This window comes from Vibrio sp. 10N.286.48.F5 (genome assembly GCF_041469785.1).
Lineage (GTDB): Bacteria > Pseudomonadota > Gammaproteobacteria > Enterobacterales > Vibrionaceae > Vibrio > Vibrio crassostreae_C.
On the sequence record NZ_JBFRLG010000001.1, the window covers coordinates 146,349 to 165,527 of the forward strand.

Annotated in this window: 13 protein-coding genes; 3 read left to right on the forward strand and 10 right to left on the reverse strand. The window is 45.6% G+C overall.

The genetic code is table 11. The features are described from left to right. Positions 1–256: 256 nt before the first annotated feature. The 3 genes from AB4185_RS00750 to AB4185_RS00760 all read left to right on the forward strand — a co-directional run bounded on the left by AB4185_RS00750 (position 257) and on the right by AB4185_RS00760 (position 4,168). A complete protein-coding gene (locus AB4185_RS00750; RefSeq protein WP_017059419.1) occupies positions 257–1,270 on the forward strand; it encodes a Fe(3+) ABC transporter substrate-binding protein in 1,014 nt (337 codons plus the stop codon). Between the two features lie 244 nt (positions 1,271–1,514). Beyond that, positions 1,515–3,140, forward strand: a complete 1,626-nt coding sequence (locus tag AB4185_RS00755) for an iron ABC transporter permease (protein ID WP_017059418.1) — start codon at positions 1,515–1,517, stop codon at positions 3,138–3,140. After that, entirely contained in the window at positions 3,140–4,168 is a 1,029-nt protein-coding gene (locus tag AB4185_RS00760; protein ID WP_065584918.1) for an ABC transporter ATP-binding protein, read from the forward strand. Before AB4185_RS00755 ends, AB4185_RS00760 begins: the two co-directional genes overlap by 1 nt. A 150-nt stretch (positions 4,169–4,318) precedes the next feature. Here AB4185_RS00760 and AB4185_RS00765 read toward each other — a convergent pair whose 3' ends face one another. From AB4185_RS00765 to AB4185_RS00810, 10 genes are all read right to left on the reverse strand, one after another. Then, on the reverse strand, positions 4,319–5,731 hold the full coding sequence (locus tag AB4185_RS00765; protein ID WP_371724358.1) for a phosphoglucomutase/phosphomannomutase family protein: 1,413 nt from the start codon (positions 5,729–5,731) through the stop codon (positions 4,319–4,321). A gap of 74 nt (positions 5,732–5,805) precedes the next feature. Continuing rightward, complete coding sequence (locus AB4185_RS00770) at positions 5,806–8,211, reverse strand: GH36-type glycosyl hydrolase domain-containing protein (protein WP_017066806.1); 2,406 nt, start codon at positions 8,209–8,211, stop codon at positions 5,806–5,808. A gap of 127 nt (positions 8,212–8,338) precedes the next feature. Then, positions 8,339–10,285, reverse strand: coding sequence for a beta-N-acetylhexosaminidase (locus AB4185_RS00775; RefSeq protein ID WP_372134668.1), 1,947 nt, complete (start codon positions 10,283–10,285; stop codon positions 8,339–8,341). Positions 10,286–10,297: 12 nt separating this feature from the next. Next, a complete protein-coding gene (locus AB4185_RS00780) occupies positions 10,298–11,182 on the reverse strand; it encodes an N-acetylglucosamine kinase (protein WP_017066804.1) in 885 nt (294 codons plus the stop codon). 2 nt (positions 11,183–11,184) lie between these two features. Beyond that, entirely contained in the window at positions 11,185–12,906 is a 1,722-nt protein-coding gene (locus tag AB4185_RS00785; RefSeq protein WP_372134670.1) for a glycoside hydrolase family 9 protein, read from the reverse strand. 98 nt (positions 12,907–13,004) lie between these two features. Then, positions 13,005–14,000: an ABC transporter ATP-binding protein gene (locus AB4185_RS00790; RefSeq protein ID WP_017059411.1), complete on the reverse strand. Its 996-nt coding sequence runs from the start codon at positions 13,998–14,000 to the stop codon at positions 13,005–13,007. Between the two features lie 74 nt (positions 14,001–14,074). Beyond that, positions 14,075–15,058 (reverse strand): ABC transporter ATP-binding protein, encoded by a 984-nt coding sequence (locus AB4185_RS00795; RefSeq protein WP_017059410.1) that lies wholly within the window; start codon positions 15,056–15,058, stop codon positions 14,075–14,077. Positions 15,059–15,060: 2 nt separating this feature from the next. Next, positions 15,061–16,086: an ABC transporter permease gene (locus AB4185_RS00800; RefSeq protein WP_017056648.1), complete on the reverse strand. Its 1,026-nt coding sequence runs from the start codon at positions 16,084–16,086 to the stop codon at positions 15,061–15,063. A gap of 2 nt (positions 16,087–16,088) precedes the next feature. Next, positions 16,089–17,075, reverse strand: a complete 987-nt coding sequence (locus tag AB4185_RS00805) for an ABC transporter permease (protein ID WP_017059409.1) — start codon at positions 17,073–17,075, stop codon at positions 16,089–16,091. Between the two features lie 169 nt (positions 17,076–17,244). Next, complete coding sequence (locus tag AB4185_RS00810; RefSeq protein WP_017056650.1) at positions 17,245–18,927, reverse strand: ABC transporter substrate-binding protein; 1,683 nt, start codon at positions 18,925–18,927, stop codon at positions 17,245–17,247. Between the last annotated feature and the right edge of the window lie 252 nt (positions 18,928–19,179).

Genomic DNA, 19,179 nt, shown 5'->3' on the forward strand with positions numbered 1-19,179 from the left:
AAAGAAAGCCCCGCAACTCTTGTTGCGGGGCTTTGTTGTATTTACGGTTGCACAATATATAAACACGAACGTTGAAGTTAGGCTCATTGTTTAAGGGGAACGACAAGACACAAAGTTGAAATGGTTTGTTACAAAAGTGAGAGTTTGAATGGTCTGAGTAGACGGATTTTTTGTTGGTCGTCATTGTAATTATGTTAATGATGAATATAATAACGCAACTGATAGACATTATCATTTCGATATAAAGGATTTTACAATGAAGAAACTGCTAACACTTTCAGCTCTAGCGTGTGGTGTAATTGCTCCGACAGCAATGGCTGCGGAAGAAGTAAACGTATACTCTTACCGTCAACCTTTCCTTGTTGAGCCAATGTTCAAAGAGTTCACAAAAGAGACTGGTATTAAAGTAAACGTTAAGTTTGCTAAAAAAGGTTTAGCAGAGAAGTTAGCTCAAGAGGGTGAATACAGCCCAGCTGACGTTGTCTTAACTGTAGATATCAGCCGTCTATCTGAATTAACTAAACAAGGTCTAGTTCAATCTGTAGAGAGCGATGTACTTGAAAAGAACATCCCAGCTCAATACCAAGATACAGATAACGAGTGGTTCGCTCTAACAACTCGTACACGTAGCGTTTATTCTTCACGTGACCGTGTTGGTCGTCTAGGTGAAGAGTTCACTTACGAAGATCTAACTAAGCCTGAATTTAAAGGCAAAATCTGTACTCGTAGTGGTAAGCACCCATACAATGTTTCTCTAGTATCTTCGATGATTGCTCACAAAGGTGAAGCTGAAACGAAAGAATGGCTAGAAGGCGTAAAAGCAAACCTAGCACGTAAGCCTCAAGGTAACGACCGCGCGCAAGTTAAAGCGATTAAAGAAGGTCTATGTGATGTTGCTCTTGGTAACAGCTACTACCTAGGTAAGATGGTTAATGATAAAGAGCAAAAAGCTTGGGCTGACTCTGTTTACATTAACTTCCCTAACCAAGAGACTACAGGTACTCACGTAAACATCTCTGGTATGGCAATGGCTAAATACTCTCCAAATGAAGAGAATGCCGTTAAGCTGATGGAATTCCTATCTGGTGACACAGCACAAAGCATGTACGCAGAAGTGAACTACGAATACCCAGTGAAAGCAGACGTTAAACCTTCTGAGCTTGTTGCTTCATGGGGCGAGTTCAAAGCGGATACTATTTCTCTAGACGAAATTGCAAACCACCACGCGGCTGCAATCAAGCTATTAGACGAAGTTAAGTTCGATCTATAATTTATTACGGTAGGCTTCGGCCTAAGTAAAATGACAACCTCAAGTCGCCATTTTGGCTACTTGGGGTTGTTTGTTATTGGAAAATCACTTTTTGATACAAAGCACCCCGTTGATCCCTTGAGTTATTAGCATCTCACCTTGAAGTCATTAGAGTATATGGGTATAAATAACCCCACCATTAAAAGGATATGAGATGTATTTGCAAATGCATTTGTGTTTCATTAAGCCTCGTTGTAGTTAGGCGATGAAAGAAAAGAATTATTTATGGAACACCAGTAGCGGCATTATTGCTGTATTACTGGTTTTACCGATCTTAGCGATTTTTACGACGGCTGTTGGAGAAACAGATGAGCTATTTTCTCATCTGATGTCCACAGTGATGCCTACCTATGCCTACAATACGGTGGTTTTAGTCATAGGAACCATGTTCCTGTCTTTAGTTTTTGGTATTCCGTCGGCTTGGGTTATGGCAATGTGCCGTGTTCCGGGAGAGCGTGTTTTGCAGTGGGCACTCGTCCTGCCATTAGCAATGCCAGGCTATATTGTTGGCTATATCTTTACCGATTGGTTCGACTTTGCCGGCCCTGTTCAGGTTCTACTGCGAGATCTTACTGGGTGGGGACCCGGTGAGTATTGGTTCCCGGATATTAGAACCTTATCCGGCGCTATTATTGTTCTGTCTCTCGTTCTCTATCCTTATGTTTATTTGCTGTGCCGCGCGGCATTTATGGAGCAAAACGTCTCCTTATTACAATCTGCTCGTTTGCTAAAATGCTCGCCTTGGGAAAGCTTCCGTCGTATCTCCTTACCACTTGTTCGTCCATCAATGGCGGTCGGTTTATCGCTTGTTGCTATGGAGACCATCGGTGACTTTGGTACCGTGAGTTACTTTGCGGTAAATACTTTAACGACTGCGGTTTATGATACTTGGCTAGGCTACTCAAGCTTAACGGCAGCTGCGAAAATATCGGCAATCATGCTGGTTATCGTGATCCTACTGTTGAGCTCAGAGCGATACAGTCGCCGTAAGCAGAAGCTATTCCAGAATCAGTTCAGCAGCCGCGAAGATTTTCGTTACGACCTTTCTGGTTGGAAAAAATGGCTGGCACTATTCTGGTGCTGGGGATTAGTTTGCGTTGCGTTCTTATTCCCTCTTGGCCAGCTCATTATTTACGCCTACAAATATTTTGCTCAAAGCTGGACCCCTGAATTCAGAGAATATGCCATCAACAGCCTTTACGTTTCGGTAGCTGCTGCGATTATTGGCGTGATTATCGCGATGATTGTTAACTTTAATCAACGCGTTAGTCCGAGTAAGAAAAATCAGGCTTATATGCGTCTCGCTTCGATGGGCTATGCCGTTCCAGGCACCGTGTTAGCGATTGGGGTGATGGTACCTGTTTTGTTCATGGATCACTTGGTCAATGACATTGCGAAAGTGATGGAGTGGGGGCGACCTGGTTTGATCTTCTCTGGCTCCATGTTCGCGCTAATCTTTGCCATGGTCGTACGTTTCTCAGCAGTGGCAATTGGCAGTATTGAAAGCAGCTTGAGCAAAGTATCCCCTTCATTGGATATGGCTTCTAAAACCATGGGCTGCAATACCAACCAGATGTTACGTCGTGTTCATTTACCTTTGATTAAACGTGGCGCATTGATCGCTGGCTTACTGGTGTTTATCGAATCAATGAAAGAGTTGAATGCGGCATTGCTGCTGCGTCCTTTCAACTTCGAGACATTGGCGACTTATGTTTATAACTATGCCTCAGATGAGCACCTAGAATTGGCGGCGATGCCTGCTGTATTATTGGTGTTGGTGGGTTTAATTCCTCTGATCATCGTAAACCGTTCCTTGGAGCAGAAAAACTAATGAGTTGTGCATTATCAATTAAAGATCTGACTTGTAAGTATGAGTCGCAAACCATTTTGGAAGCGCTCTCGTTAGAAGTTGAGCATGGTGAAATTGTTTGTCTTCTTGGTGCGAGTGGCTGCGGTAAAACGACCTTACTGAAGGCGATTGCAGGCTTACTTCCATTAAGTAGCGGTGTGATGAGTTTGAACTGTCAAACCATTGATGATGGCGAGAATTGGTTGCCACCAGAGCAGCGTAACATTGGTATGATTTTCCAAGATTACGCCCTGTTTCCGCATCTGACGGTAAACCAGAATGTCGGCTTTGGCTTGAAAGACCTTTCTGAGCAGCAAAAGAAAGACAAAGTTCAAGAGATGCTGGAGCTGGTTCACTTAGGTGAGTTCGGTGACCGCTACCCACATCAACTTTCAGGTGGTCAACAGCAGCGTGTCGCTATTGCTCGTTCTTTGGCGTACAAGCCAGACTTGCTACTGTTAGATGAACCATTCTCAAACATCGATACTCAGGTTCGTCATGAGCTGATTTCTCAGATTCGCAAGATTTTTAAGAAGCAGGGTGTTACAGCTATCTTCGTAACTCACAGCCGTGAAGAAGCGTTCGCATTTGCAGATAAAATGGCAGTAATGAACCATGGTGTGATTGAGCAGTATGGTTCGGCATCTGAGTTGTATTTCCATCCTTCAAGTAAGTTTGTTGCAGACTTTTTGGGTGGCGGTAGCTACCTCAATGCACAGCGTATTTCGGAGCATGAATTTGAAACCAGTTTGGGTATGGTTGAAGCCAAACCGCAAACGGAGATTGAGTTCGGCAATACATGTGAGCTTCTGCTAAGGCCCCAGCATATCCAAGCAAGTTACGAGCAAGATAGTGCTATTTCGGTGCTAGAACAGCAATTTATGGGTGATCACTGTCGTTATGTAATCGAAGCGCATGGTCAGAAGTTATTAGCAACCTCGTCAGAAGCACTTGAAGTGGGTATGCCGGTCAACGTAAAAGTCGATACCAAAGGCGTATTGGCTTTTTAAAGAGATATAACGCGATACTAATCGTTACAAGAATCGCGATAAAAAAGCCCAGCACTTTAATCAAAGTACTGGGCAAGAGTTCTTCACTTATAGGCTTTAACAAGGCAGTGATTTGTTAAGTCCCATACAAAACTGCTGCACTCTATAAGCCTATAGAGAGAGGAAGTCTTTCACTTTTTGAAGAACACGTTCTGCAGTGTCTTTATCTTCCATTTCTGCGAAGATTCGTAGTAACGGCTCTGTTCCTGAGAAGCGAGCAATCACCCAGCCGCCATTCTTGAAGTACACCTTGGCACCATCTTCATAGCTTACTTTTTCAATTTCGTATTCAAATTCAGGCAGTTGCTTCTCGACGTAGATCTTAGTGTAAAGCGCTTCTTTCTCTGAAGGTTTAAACTTACAATCGCCTTCTGCGGTGTAGGCATAGCCATATTTAGAGTAAATCTCATCAAGTAATTCAGACAACTTCTTGCCTGTCACACTGATCATCTCAACCAGTAAGCTTGAAGCAAATACGCCATCCTTACCTTTGATGTGACCACGAATGGTTAAACCACCTGAACTTTCGCCACCAATCAGAGAGTCATCGGCCTCCATTTGTGAGCTGATATGCTTAAAGCCTACAGGAACCTCAAAGCTCTTCTCACCATGATCTGCCGCGACTTTATCCAGTAGATGTGTGGTTGCGATGTTACGAACGACAGAGCCCTTCCAACCTTTGTATTCCAGCAAGTAGTAGTAAAGTAGGAGTAGTACTTCGTTAGGGTGAATGAAGTGACCTTTCTCATCGATGATTCCCAAACGGTCGGCATCGCCATCAGTACCAATACCAATGTCATAGCCTTCTGCTGCAACTAAGTGCTTCAAGCGATAGAGCGTTGCTGCGCTAGGAGAAGGCATTAGGCCACCGAAGTCTGGGTTTTTACCATCGTTGATTACGTCGACATCACAACGACCGTTGATAAGAACCGTTTGCAGAGCGTTTTTCGCCACACCAAACATTGGGTCGATCAGCACGCGTAGATTCGCTTTCTTAATCGATTCAATATCGATGGCATTAATGATGGAATCAACAAAGGCGTTCATCGGGTTGATGATTTCGATCTCTTTGTCATTCAACGCTTGCTCGAAATCGACACGAATAATATCTTCGTTGGTCAGTGTTGCGATTTGCTGTTCGATCTTCTCTGTGATGATCTCATCAGCATCACGGCCACCTTCAATGAATACCTTGATGCCATTGTAATCGGCTGGGTTGTGAGAGGCGGTAATACACGCCGAGTAGGTGCATCCCATCTCTTTTGCTTGGAACATCACGATAGGTGTTGGAACAAACTTATCGATGAAGCTTACTTTGATGTTGTTCGCCGCAAGTACTTCTGCAAACCAACATGCGGCTTTATCGGAAAGGAAACGACGGTCATAGCCGATCACAAACCCATTCTTGGCTGCATCTTCGTTGTTGATGATGTTAGCGAGTGCTTGCGCTACCAAACGGACGTTTTCTCTAGTGAACTCCTCACCAATGAAAGCGCGCCAGCCACCTGTACCAAATTTAATCATTAGAAAATCCTTTTAGTCTCATTGTCTCAAGCCTGTAAAGACTTGAGACAAGAGCTGTTCGTTAAATTGCGTGACTAGCCTAGAACAACGACAACATCGTTCACGCTGCCTTCTGCTTGTACTGGGATAGCGCCTTCAACTGATTCACCATTGATAGTGATAGAGGCAACGCCTTTGCTTACTGCATTCGGGTTTTGCACTGTGATGTTATAAGTCGCGCCACGCCATTGACGAGTAACCTCGAATTCTGGCCAATCAGTCGGGATACAAGGATCAACCGTTAAGCCTTCAAAGCCTGTACGAACACCAAGAATGAAGTTGGTTACCGCGAAGTAAGCCCAACCAGAGGTGCCTGTTAACCATGGGTGGTTTGCACGGCCGTGGTCTTGGTGGTCTTTACCCATGATGAACTGCACGTACGAGTATGGTTCTGCGTAGCGTGTTTCAATCATGTCATTTTGGTTGTATGGGTTTAGTGCGTCGTAGAATTTCATCGCACGGTCACCACGGCCTAGCTTCGCTTCTGCCACCCAGGCCCATGGGTTAGGGTGAGAGAAGATTGCGCCGTTCTCTTTTACGCCTTGGTAAACGCGAGTTACGAAGCCGATATCATCGTTTGGTGTTGCAAATGATGGAGAGTTTAGGTGTAGGCCGTATTCAGAGAATAGGTTCTCATCGACTGCGTCCATCGCTTTCTCACCGCGTTCTTGAGATACAGCACCAGATAGAACGGCTAGCGTGTTTGACTCAAGGTGTACACGACCTTCAGCTTGTTGAGCGGTACCGATCTTGTCGCCATTTTTAGTTAGACCACGGATGTACCAGCCGCCTTCGTCATCCCAAAGGTGCGTTTCACACGCTTCGCGAACGTTAGCTGCCATTTCAGTGTATTTCGCAACATCAGCATCGTTATTACGGAACTTAGCAAGATCTAGGAATTCTTGTAGCGCCCAGAAGTGTAGGAATGAAACCATTGAAGATTCACCACCACCTAGGTTCAAACAGTCATTCCAGTCAGCACGAAGGCCTTTACAGATACCCGTTTGACCCACGTATTCAGCAGAGAAGTTCAGTGCCGCTTTCATGTGTTCATAAACTGTCGCCTCGCCACCGTCTGCGTATGGAATCACTTCATCGAAGAAGTCGTGCTCACCGGTTTCCATTACGTATTTGATAATGGTCGGAACGATCCATAGGTGGTCATCAGAACATGTGTCTTCAATGCCGTGGATCTTGTCGTCATCTGACGGTGTTGGAACAACTGTTGGTGATTTTGATGGCTCAACGTCGGCTTTCTCTGGATCGAACCAGTCAGGATCGAACAAGTGTAGACCGTAGCCCGCTTTCACTTGGCCGCGAAGCAGGTCGATAATACGTTTCTTGGTCATTTGTGGGTTGGCATGGGGTACTGAAATAGCATCTTGAGCCGTATCACGGTAACCAAGACCAGTACGACCGCCAACTTCGATGAATGATGCAAAGCGTGACCAAACCACACAGGTTTCCGCTTGGTATAGCGTCCACGTGTTGATCATTGTGTCTAAGCCTTCGTTTGGCGACTTAACTTGGAATTTGTTGCAACGCTCGTCCCAGTGATCTTTGATGCCTTGGAAAGCGGCGTCTACGTTTGCTGTGTCTTGGTACTTCTCACGTAGGCGTTCACCGTTGCCTTTACCGATACCGAGTACATACGCAAAGCGAACTTCTTCACCGGGTTGAATCGTAAATTGCTTGTGCAGAGAACCACAATGGTTGTAACAAGTTTGAGCGCTGTTAGAACACTTACCGTTTTCAACCGCAATTGGATTTGCTTCATCACGGTACATACCAAGGAAGTTGTCACGTTGGCCATCGTAGCTGTCTGGTGAGAAAGTTGAAGCTAGGTAGTAGAAGCCTTCAAAGTCGTTAGTGTTGTAGTACAGGTCGTATTCCAGAACACCTTCTTGGTAAGACGTGCCCGCAGAGTACAAAGACATCTGATGGTTTTGATTGTCTGATTGAATATGGCTGAAAGAGAACTCAACAAACGAGAAAGTGCTGATAGTACGTGGCTTGTCAGTGTTGTTCTTTAATACAACGTCCCAAACTTCTGCATCTTCACCCTTAGGTACGAATAGCGTCTTGGTTGCGGTAATGCCGCTGTATTCACATTTGAATTTTGAGTATGACAGGCCGTGACGAACTTCGTAGTTCGCTTCATCTAGGCTCTTTGCCACTGGTTGCCAAGAGATAGACCAGTAATCACCTGTCTCATCATCACGCAGGTACACATAGTGTCCAGGACGGTCAAAGGTGCCGTTTGGACGGAACTTAGTAACACGGTTGTATTCCGGAGAATTGTAGAACGAGTAACCGCCCGCATTGTGCGAAATCACGGTACAAAACTTTTCAGTACCTAGGTAGTTTGTCCAAGGTGCTGGTACATCAGGGCGAGTGATGACGTATTCGCGATTGTCGTTATCGAAATAGCCGTATTTCATTGTCATTTCCTTTTTAACAAACTGCATCTATGCAGCTAATTTTTAAATAGTGATGCTGAGTCGTATCTAACTGAGCACCTTAATTTGAGTCAGCAACCACTCGATATGAGTGTCGCTTTGGTTTGTTTTATTGAGCTTTCCAAGGGTTGCGATAATCAACATTGAGTTTGTCGAGTAATGGCAGATGCCCCTTTAGGCGAGATAGGTAATCTAGCCAGTTTCGGTTGTTTTTATGTGTCCAACATCCTTCAGCTAAAGCGCTAATTCTTGGGAATACCATGTAATCCATACGCTTTTGGTTGGTGACGATCTCACACCATAGAGCACACTGAATTCCGCGGATCCGCTTACGAATTGGGTCGGTGTCGGATACCTCAGCAAGTGCTTCGTAGGTATAAGCTTGTTCTAATGGGATAACGGCAGCCCAATCTACGCCCGGTTCTTCCGGTGCATAATCTTGGGTCATGTCGAGATAGGTAAACTGTGCAGGTTGCAACACCACATCAAAGCCTTGGCGAGCGCAATTGACAGCCGCTTCTTCACTGAGCCATGAGTAGATGATGGTCTCTTTACTCACTTTGTCGCCGTGCTGTGCTTCTTCCCAGCCGACCATGCGTTTGCCGAGTTGCTTAAGCTTGTTTTCGGCATAGCGGAATAGGTGGCCTTGTAGGTCTTTGCTGTCTTGGTACTGGTGTTCTTTCATCAATGCTTGAGCAGCAGGGCTGTTGGTCCACACACCGGGTGGCACTTCGTCTGCACCCATGTGAATCAATTCGCTCGGGAATAGCTCTGCGACTTCTTCAATAACTGCATCTAGAAATTGGTAAGTACCGGGCAAACCTGGGTTTAGTACATTGTCGTTGTAGTGCTGAATGCTCTTGTATTGAGTGGTATCCGCTTGCTCTACCAGCATGTCAGGCAGTGATTTGATTGCGGCACGGCAGTGTCCCGGAATATCGATCTCTGGGATCACCGTGATGCTGCGTTGCTCTGCATATTCAATGACTTCACGAATTTGTTGTTGCGTGTAGAAGCCGCCGTAGTTTTCCGCAATGTGGGTATATTGCGGCTCTAGTGCATGATCAGGGCCACGCCAAGCGCCAATTTCTGTTAGCTGTGGCAGGCTCTTTATCTCAATTCTCCAACCTTCATCGTCAGTTAGGTGCCAATGAAATACGTTGAACTTGTAGTGCGCCAGTTGATTGATTAAACGCTTCACTTGCTCTACTGAGTGGAAGTGACGAGCGCAGTCCAACATCATGCCGCGGTACTTAAAGCGCGGTTGGTCGGCTATCTTGCAACATGGTAGAGAGAAGCTCTCTGCGTCCACTTGTTGAACTAGTTGAATCAAGCTTGCCACAGCGTGTGTAAAGCCCGACTGGCTGCCTGATTCAGCAATAATCTGTTGTGCAGTGATGGTCAGTTTGTATTCGGCTTCATCTAACGTCGGGTTGCTGCGAAATAGAATGTTGCCGCTTTCGTCTTTTGAAAGTTCAGCTGAAAGAGCGGTCGAAAGAGACAGATCAAAGGTCGAGAGCAATTCTTGCTGGAACCAAGAGACTGCCTTATCAGCAAGATGAGATTGAACCTCAATCTTGCATTCGCTGTTTAGGGAGAAGCGACCTTGCTTAAGTTCGATCTGGTTTGGTTGAGGAATCAATGCAATCTCAGCAGCGTTAACTTCTGGGATTTGATTGCGTTCACGGTATGGCGAAGCCAGTACAATGGGTGATATCGCGACAGGCAGTACCGATGTTTCTCCATCATTATGTGACTGGATAAAGGCATCGTTAAGGCCATCAGAATAGAAGCGGAATGGTGCGCTCTGAATACTGAATTCAAGGTAGTAATGGTTGTTGGCTTTTAACACTGACGAACTTGGTGTGAACGAGCAAAAGCTGCCAACTTGAGTCAGCTCTCCTTGCGATAAACTCTCTGGAAGGATGAAACGATCAAATGCAAAGTGCAGAGACCAATCTTTTACGTCGAGGTCACTTAAGTTATGTACCGTAAGGCCAAATCGGCAGTTATTTTTTTGTTCAGAAAGAACAGCTAAGTCGATGCGATAATTCATATAACTTCCCTGCTAAGCCTGTTGATACAAGTTGTGTTGTGGTTTTCCGGCAAACATCAATGCGCCTTCAATAGCGTCGAATTGAGGTTTAACGATCCATTGTTGTACTGGTGGTGATAGCCAGTTGAGAATACGCTCAGCGATACTTCCCATTAAGCACACCTTGTCAGCGCCTTTTCGATGCAGTGCTAAGACAAACATTTCGATATCAGCCGCGGTTTGCTTGAGCATATCGATAGCCAGTTCGTCTCCTTCGTTAGCGAGTTGAAAAATAACTGGTGAGAATTGACCGTAATCCTTTGGAATAGCACCTTTTGACCATTCGACAATGGCATCCACATCATTATTAAAGTGATTCATCACATGTAGAGTCAGCGGGGTTTTGTTGCGAATACCGTCTTCTGCAAGCAAGACTTGTTGAATCAAACGTAAGCCCATGACTGCGCCGCCGCCTTGATCTGAAATCGGAAATTCACGACCGCCAACCACATATTGCTCACCGTCTTTTAGGAAGATACCGCAAGAACCCGTACCACCGATCATGATTGCGCCGTCTTGGCCATTGTGAGCACCAATGCAAGCGCCATAAGCGTCGGTATTTAGTGTCATGCTTGCGAAAGGGTGTGGTTGAGCCATGAAGTCGAACCATGCTGATTTTTGCTCAGCGCCAGCCAGCGCTAGGCCAACATGCATATTTGAAAAATGGTCTGAGTTGAGTTGCCCTTGTTGTGCCGCTTTTGTGATGGCATCAATAATTGAGCTCATCGCAACATCAACACCCAAAAGGATGTTGCCACTGCCACTTTTCGCTTCACCAATCAGTTTGCCTTGAGCGTCACGAATACGAGCACGACAAGAAGTACCACCACCATCAATACCGACGTAGTAAAGAGTCATTATTATTGCTCCTTACGCTGAGCTAAGAAGTTGAACTGTGCAGCGGTTGCTAATAAGAACCACGCACCATGAGGGATCCATTGCTCACCCCAGCGCCAGTTTTGAAGCATGTCATCTTTTTGTGCTGGTGGATTGAACGCAATGTCTTGTTCATCTTCAAAACCAGCTGTGATGCCATTACAGATACCGCCTTTCGCATTGAAGAACCCAAGCTGAGGTAGGTAGTCTGGGTTGTTATGGCCATGACCATCGAGCATGCACATGTGGTATGGGTTGAGGCCCAAGATCCAATCAAGGCTATTTTGTGAAAGCTGGATTAAGCGCTCTTGAAGTTCGCTATCTTTAATGTGCGGTTGAACTAGGTAAGCCATGGTTGCGAGTGAGCCAAGGCGTGCGTTCTCGCCTTGCCACCAGTAACCGGTTTCGTTCTGTTGAGCGACGAAGAAGGCATCACGTTTATCACCATCGACAGATTTAACGTATTGTCTTGGATAGCCAAATGGGTTGGTGACTTTGTCGGTGATGTTGATTTCGAACTGACAAGCTTGTTCAACAACTGTGCGCACCTGTTCTTTTAATTCAGCATCGGTTTCGTTGTCGATGTATTCACATAGTGCAATCACAGGAAGACCGGCTTCAGCTGCGTGAAAGTATGGACGAGAGCCATCAGAGTTTGCCGACCAGAAGTGCTCAAATGAATCATCGGATTGCTGACGAGAGATTAAACGAGTCGCCCAAGTTCTTGCTTCTGATAGGTATTGCTGGTCTTGTGTTACGCGATACAGCTCATTGGCTGCGAGTAGGGCGCAATACTCATCGATGATGTTCTCTTCACCATCGTTTAGATACTGGAGGTTGTACTCTTTTAGATGCCAGTAACCCTTAACCGCCATTTCAAGGTATGTGTGGCTCGAGTAGCTGCCAGAGATTTCAAGCTCAGAAGCTGCGGCTAATGCTGCGATAGCAACACCTGCACCTTGTCGGTAGCCCGCTTGTAAGTCCGTTGATTTATGACCTTCTTGAGTCGCATAAGCGCAGATATCGCGTTGGTTGATATCTTTGCTCCATTTGTCGAATACCGTCATATAGAAGTATCCGTCAGCGTCTTGCATACGCACTAAGAAGTCGGCACCGAACAGAGCCTCTTCCGTTAGACGAGTCATGGAGAATTTCGGGAAGTCTGGGTTATGGCTAGTCAAGCGTACGCTTTTTAGCATGTTCCAAACGACCATCGGAATTTGTTGTGGGTTTAGGTAGTTACCATAAGACAGGTGGCTAAAATATTTACTGACATCACCTGATGCGTCATACCATCCACCGTGGACATCGACGTATCGGTCGGTACCTAGAATTTGTGCTTGTCGATCTTTTTTGTCGAAAATACCGCCACAGCGTTGTGACTTAAAGTAATGAAGCACATCAGAAAACGTGTGGTTCATTAATAGGTTGCTACCAATCTCAAATACTTCTGAACGCAGGTTGTCAAAACGTAGGTAGTAGCGACCAGATTCAGTGACTGAACTGAAATCAATAGTGAAGAATTGCCCTTGATGCCAATTTGCTACGCGGCCTTGTTTAACCACATCAAAATTTCCGACAGTCATATGGTTGTCAGCACAGACGAGTAGAGCCGTAGTGCTTGATAGGCGAGCTTTCTTAGTTTGTAGGATAGCTTGCTTCGGGCCTGTGGACTCATAGCCAATATGGTTGGTCAATAACAGCATCAATATTCTCCGACAGTCCTAGTTTCTATTGGCTAGGTACTTGAATGTTTTGGATATAAATAGTTAGGGTCCGAAGACCCTAACTTGGGTTTTATTGCTTAGCTTTCGTGTAGGTAACAGCGCACAAAGTGGTTATCAGCGAGCTGCGTAACCCCTGGTAGCTGCTCTTTGCACTTATCCATTGCGTGAGTACAACGGCCAGCAAAAGGGCAACCAGCTGATACTGGAGTCCACAGAGGAATCTCCCCTTTATTGCCTGCAAGTTGCTCGTGGATCGACTTCTTAGGATCTGGAACGGCCGAAACAAGCAATTGGGTGTATGGGTGCTGAGGGTTAGCAATCACGTCATCGGTATCGCCCCATTCCACCATGTGTCCCACGTACATCACCGAAAGGTCTTCAGCGATGTAACGAGCGGTTGCGATATCGTGAGTGATGTAAAGCAGAGACATTTGCTTCTCGAACTTCATCTCTTCCATTAGGTTCAAAACACCGGCACGAATCGATACATCAAGCATTGAAGTTGGCTCATCGGCTAGTACAACTTCGGCACCTACCGCTATGTTGCGGGCTAGGTTGACACGTTGACGCTGACCACCAGACAGTTGGTGAGGGTATTTCTTCGCCGTCTCTTTTGGCGGAATGAGACCTACTTGCTCTAAAAGATCGTAAACGCGTTCTTCTAGCTCTTTCTTGTTGCCCGGAGATACTTTCTTGTGGATCAACAGTGGTCGAGCAATGTGGTGGAAGATATTGTGCGTTGGGTTCAATGAACCAAACGGGTCTTGCCATACCATCTGCACGCCTTCACGGTAGTGCATAAGATCTTTTCTGCTTGAGATCTCTTGGATATCACGACCTTTGTATTCGATCGTGCCGCCTGAAGGTGCGTACATTTTTGCGATCATTTTTGCGGTTGTTGATTTGCCTGAACCAGACTCACCAACCACTGCTAGGCCACGGCTTTTGTACATCTTGAATGACACGTCGTTAATCGCACGCATCATTGGGGTTTGAATGGTGGTACTGCTTATTGGGAAGTCTTTTACGACATTCTTGCCTTCTACCAATAATTGACCGAAATCTTTGCTCATAATTGTCTCCAGAATCCTTATTCGCTTTGCTTGTTTTTAGGCGGTCGAGCCGCCTTGTTCGTTATTCACGCAAGCTATAGCTTCCTTTGTACTATTGGGTCACCGTACAGGTGGCAGTTAGACAAATGTCCCGGGTCGATAGAACGCAGCTTGGTTGGCACCTTGGTACACTTTTCATGTACACGGTCACAACGAGCTTGGAAACGACACCCTTCAGGGATCTCTAACAGGTTCAGAGGGTTACCCGGAATACCTGCTAACTTTGTCTTTGGCCCTGTCAGTGGAGGGAAAGAATTTCCCAGCCCTTTGGTGTAAGGGTGGTAAGGGTTTTCTAGAATATCTTGAGAGTTAGCCACTTCGATTAGCTCACCTGAGTACATGATGCCGATGCGGTCAGAGAACTCGACCATCAATGACAAGTCATGGGTGATGAACAGAATTGAGAAGCCAAATTCTTCTTTTAGTGCATAGATCTTTTGTAGGATTTCGCGTTGCACAACCACATCAAGTGCGGTTGTCGGCTCATCCATAATGATCAGCTTTGGATTCAGTGCTAACGCGATAGCAATAACCAAGCGCTGACGCATGCCGCCAGAGAATTGGTGAGGATAGTCACTCAATCGGCTCGGGTGAATATCGACGATTTCAAGTAGACCTTCAGCACGCTGCTTAGCTTGCTCGCGAGTCATGTTGGTGTGACGCATGATTACGTCACAGAACTGCTCTTCCATCGGTAGTACTGGGTTGAGTGCGTTCATCGCGCTCTGGAATACCATCGACATCTCACTCCAACGGAACGACTGCATACGGTCATCACTGTATTCAAGGATGTTCTCACCGTTGAAGATAACCTCACCACCACTGATGTAAGCGGGCGGCTTATGAAGACGCATAAGAGAGAAAGCGACCGTTGATTTACCACAGCCAGATTCACCAGCTAGGCCGAAGACTTCACCTGGAGCGATGTCGAAACTTACGTTGTTACACGCACGAACATCGCCAGACTCTGTGATGTAATCCACGCATAAGTTGCGGATAGAAATTAGTGGTTCAGACATGATTATTTATCTCCGCTCCAAAGTGCATTTTGTGGTGGTAGTTCTGGTTCACGTTCTTCTTTGTCTTGAGCTGCTAGTTTCTTCCAACGCTTCATGCCTTTGTGAGAACGCAGTTGCGGGTTAGCAATTTCATCGACCGCGAAGTTAAGTAGAGCAAGGCCAGTTACAAGTAGTGTCAGTGCGATACAAGGAGCCAGCAGTTCCCACCAAGCGCCAATCAGCATTGATGAAGAGGTTTGAACGTTGTAAAGCATGATGCCCCAGCTGATTGTGTTCGGGTCACCAAGACCTAGGAACGAGATGGTTGCTTCCATCATGATTGCGTACATCACCGAACCGATGAAGCTTGCGCCAACGATAGAGATAAGGTTTGGCAGAATCTCTACGAAGATGATGCGGAATGAAGATTCACCCAAAACTTCAGCGGCTTTTACAAACTCTTTTTCACGCAGTGCTAAGGTTTGGGAGCGAACAACACGGGCACCCCAAGCCCAAGACATAAAGCCGATAACCAAGGTTATGGTGAGTGGCCCTGCCTCACCGATAAAGGCTGCTACTACGAACAGTAATGGGTATTGAGGGATTACCAGCATGATGTTCATTGCGGCTGTTAGAACGTCATCGACACGGCCACCGAAGTAACCTGCAGAAACACCAATAACAGTTGCGAGTAAACATACGGTTAGACCCGCACCAAAACCTACAGCAAGAGATACGCGTGCGCCGTATACCACTTGAGACCAAACGTCACGACCCATACGAGTTGTACCTAGTACGTGGTCTGCCTTTTTAGACATGATCAATGTACGACGGTCGTCTGCTAGATTTTGAGCAACCCAGCCATCAGGGTTAGTTTGTGCAGACTTCACCACGAAACCAGGATATTCGTGTGGGTTACCTGTACGCTTGTCTGGTACATGTTTGGTGATTAATGGAGCTGCAATCGCGCCAAGAATAAAAATACTTAGGATGATGACGCCTGTTAGGGCCATCGGGTTACGCCAAATGAGTTTTAAAAAGTCTTTCATGATTATTTACCACCCTTACGAAGACGAGGGTCAAGAACAACGTAAAGCATGTCTGCAACTAGGTTAAAGAACAGCATGAATAGCGTCATGATAAGCAGCTGACCTTGCAGTACTTGGTAGTCACGAGCGTTAATTGCGTTGAAAAGTACGCTGCCAAGACCTGGGTAGTTAAAGATGATTTCGATAATTAACTGACCGCCGATTGCCATACCTAGCGACATTGACAGGGCTGTCACACTAGGTAGCATCGCGTTACGAGCTGCGTAGTTGAATACCACTCGGTTTTCGCTCAGGCCTTTGCCTTTCGCCATGGTGATGTAGTCTTCGGCTAATAGGTTGATCATGTTGTTACGCATGTTTACTAGGAAGCCACCAATTTGAACAACAGAAGCACAGAACAGTGGTAAGAAGGCGTGGTAAGCGACATCTTTAATGAATGCCCAGCTTGTCCAATCAGGTATAGTACCAGCGGTGTAGGCATACCCTGTTGGGAACCACTTCAAGCCAATTGCAAAGGTAAATAGTGCAATCATCGCGATAACAACTTGAGGAACGGCTTGTAGAATCAGCATCCCTGGCGTTACGAAGGCATCGTACTTACTGCCGCGTTTCCACGCTGCGAAAATACCTAGGATTGAACCAATCGAGAAAGAAAGAATAACTGCGGTGCCGGCTAAGAAAAGCGACCAACCGAATGCTCCACCCAACAGTGTGTTTACAGAAAGTGGGTAGAATTGAATTGATGTACCAAGTTCCCAGCTAAGAATGTTCTTCATGTACGCCACGTATTGAACTAAGTAGCCACCATCAACGAAGCCTAATAGTTCTTTCATTGCAGCAATACGCTCTGGAGTAACTTGTACAGAAGCGTTCGCAAACATCATGGTAACTGGGTCACCAGGCATTGCTCTTGGAATAATAAAGTTTAACGTCGCAGCAACTAATAGCGCGACAAAATAAAATGACAAACGTCTTAAAAAATAACCCATAACTCACACCTTACTCACCCAGATTGTTTCCCTGTTTCTGGATTCAGGTCGCTCCTAGCGAAATTTGGAACGAAAAATCCCCTGACGACTAGCGCCATACTTTCAATTGAGAGTGTGGGGATTTTTATAAGCGGCGTAAGAGGTTACGCCGCAAGGATTGAACGATTACTTATTTAACTGGTTTTAGGTCCAGTACATGAAGTAGACGCTCTGGAATACCAGCCCAAATGTTTGGACGGCCTTTTGGATTTTCTTCGTTCCACCAACCAGTGAAGCGAGTTGTGTTGTATTGGTACATGTAAGCACCAGACATCACAGGGATTGTCACTTGGTCTGCAGCGATGATTTGCTGGATACCGTGTGCAATATCTAGCTGTTCGTTCTTATCAGCTGTTTTGTAGAAGCTGTTTAGAAGACCATCTAGCTTGTCGTTTTTGTAGAAGTGCATTGCGAAACGAGGCATACCATCACCAGATTGTAGTGATGAGTTGTAAGCACTGTTCCAGTACGTGTATGGATCCGCACCGTGGAAGTAGTTTGTGTATGCTACGTCGTATGTACCTTCAAGCATTGCTTGGTTGTAAACAGAGAAATCAGGTGTACGAGCTTTCGCTTTAATACCGATTTCGTTCAGTTGTTCTACCGCTAGTTGAACTGTGTTGTTGAAGTCAGTCCAGCCGTTTGGCGATTGAATCATTAGTTCGAAAGATTTGCCTGATGGAGTGTCAACAAAACCATCTTTGTTCACATCTTTGAAGCCAGCGTCAGCAAGAAGCTTCTTCGCGCCTTCAGCGTTGTAAGTGTTGAAGCCTTTGTACTTGTCGTGAGTTTTTTCATCAGACCAAGCTTCAAACGCGTAGCCAAGACCCGATGCGAAATCGTTCACAGTACCGCCACCGTAGAATGCGATGTCGATGATAGTTTGACGGTCAAGAGCCATAGAGAAAGCACGACGGAAGTCAACGTTGCTCAATGCTTCATGCTTCGCAGCATCAGGGTGCTTGAAGTTAACGATGAATGCCTGTGTACCTGCTGGCGGGTACCAGTAGTGGTGTTTAGGGCTAGCTGCTGCGTATGTACGATCGATATCTGGAACGAAAGAAGACGTCCAGTCCATTTCACTGTTTACAACTTTACCTAGGAATTGGTCGTTGTTCGCAATTTGTGGAACACGTAGACAGTCAACATCTAGGTTGTCTGCATCCCAGTAGTTCGGGTTTGCACACTGGATGTATAGCTGCGCTGTAAACGTATCGATTTCTGTAAATGGACCAGAACCTACCGGGTTCTCATTGGTAAACGTTGATGGATCTTTAACGTCTTTCCAGATGTGCTTAGGTACTACAGGTACTTTAGCAATCTCGTAAGGTACGTTTGAGTTTGCTTCTGTTAGTGTGAACTTAACTTGGTTGTCGTTCAGTTTTTCTACAGAAGTTACCCAAGAGTTGATACCAGATTGGTCAAGCTCTGGCTTCTCTTTTACAAGGTTGAAAGAAAAAACAACATCATCAGCAGAGAAAGTTTCTCCGTCTGACCATTTAACACCCTTACGAATGTCGAAAACAACGCTCATCAGATCATCTGACATCTTGAAGTTTTCAGCTAGACGGAACACTGGAGTGTTACCGTGCATTTCGTTAAATACTACTAGCGGCTCATACATGAAGTCAGTTGTAGTATGTAGGTTAGTAGCACCAAGGTACGGGTTAAAGTTACGTACGAATGTAGTGTACTCTTTCGGGTGAACGGTCAGTTCACTGCGTTCTGCAGCGGTTGCTACTGATGCAAAACCTGTTGTAGCAGTTGCAATAATTGCTGTTGCTATTGCTGTTTTTTTTATATTGGCAAGCATAGCTGTTCCTTACTATTTGCTTTCATTTCACTAATGGATTGAATGTTATCTGTCGCTAAATTGTTTAGTAGATACACACTCTGGTTAAAGGCCTACCTCTTCTTCGTTGATCCAGATTCATCGTTGATTCTGAGAAGTGGTAAGAGTGGCCTGTAGGCCTTTGGCAGGAGTAAGAAAACACCTTATCGATGAATTAATCAAACTCGTTTCCCGTCAAAAACGTTAAAAACACACAACCCCACGTCATTAACG

What these genes read in the sequence shown, in the direction of transcription:
- AB4185_RS00775 (WP_372134668.1), bottom strand. Translation starts at nt 10,285, where the DNA reads ATGAATTATCGCATCGACTTAGCTGTTCTTTCTGAACAAAAAAATAAC.
- AB4185_RS00780 (WP_017066804.1), bottom strand. Translation starts at nt 11,182, where the DNA reads ATGACTCTTTACTACGTCGGTATTGATGGTGGTGGTACTTCTTGTCGT.
- AB4185_RS00765 (WP_371724358.1), bottom strand. Translation starts at nt 5,731, where the DNA reads ATGATTAAATTTGGTACAGGTGGCTGGCGCGCTTTCATTGGTGAGGAG.
- AB4185_RS00760 (WP_065584918.1), top strand. Translation starts at nt 3,140, where the DNA reads ATGAGTTGTGCATTATCAATTAAAGATCTGACTTGTAAGTATGAGTCG.
- AB4185_RS00770 (WP_017066806.1), bottom strand. Translation starts at nt 8,211, where the DNA reads ATGAAATACGGCTATTTCGATAACGACAATCGCGAATACGTCATCACT.
- AB4185_RS00755 (WP_017059418.1), top strand. Translation starts at nt 1,515, where the DNA reads ATGAAAGAAAAGAATTATTTATGGAACACCAGTAGCGGCATTATTGCT.
- AB4185_RS00795 (WP_017059410.1), bottom strand. Translation starts at nt 15,058, where the DNA reads ATGTCTGAACCACTAATTTCTATCCGCAACTTATGCGTGGATTACATC.
- AB4185_RS00800 (WP_017056648.1), bottom strand. Translation starts at nt 16,086, where the DNA reads ATGAAAGACTTTTTAAAACTCATTTGGCGTAACCCGATGGCCCTAACA.
- AB4185_RS00810 (WP_017056650.1), bottom strand. Translation starts at nt 18,927, where the DNA reads ATGCTTGCCAATATAAAAAAAACAGCAATAGCAACAGCAATTATTGCA.
- AB4185_RS00750 (WP_017059419.1), top strand. Translation starts at nt 257, where the DNA reads ATGAAGAAACTGCTAACACTTTCAGCTCTAGCGTGTGGTGTAATTGCT.
- AB4185_RS00785 (WP_372134670.1), bottom strand. Translation starts at nt 12,906, where the DNA reads ATGCTGTTATTGACCAACCATATTGGCTATGAGTCCACAGGCCCGAAG.
- AB4185_RS00790 (WP_017059411.1), bottom strand. Translation starts at nt 14,000, where the DNA reads ATGAGCAAAGATTTCGGTCAATTATTGGTAGAAGGCAAGAATGTCGTA.
- AB4185_RS00805 (WP_017059409.1), bottom strand. Translation starts at nt 17,075, where the DNA reads ATGGGTTATTTTTTAAGACGTTTGTCATTTTATTTTGTCGCGCTATTA.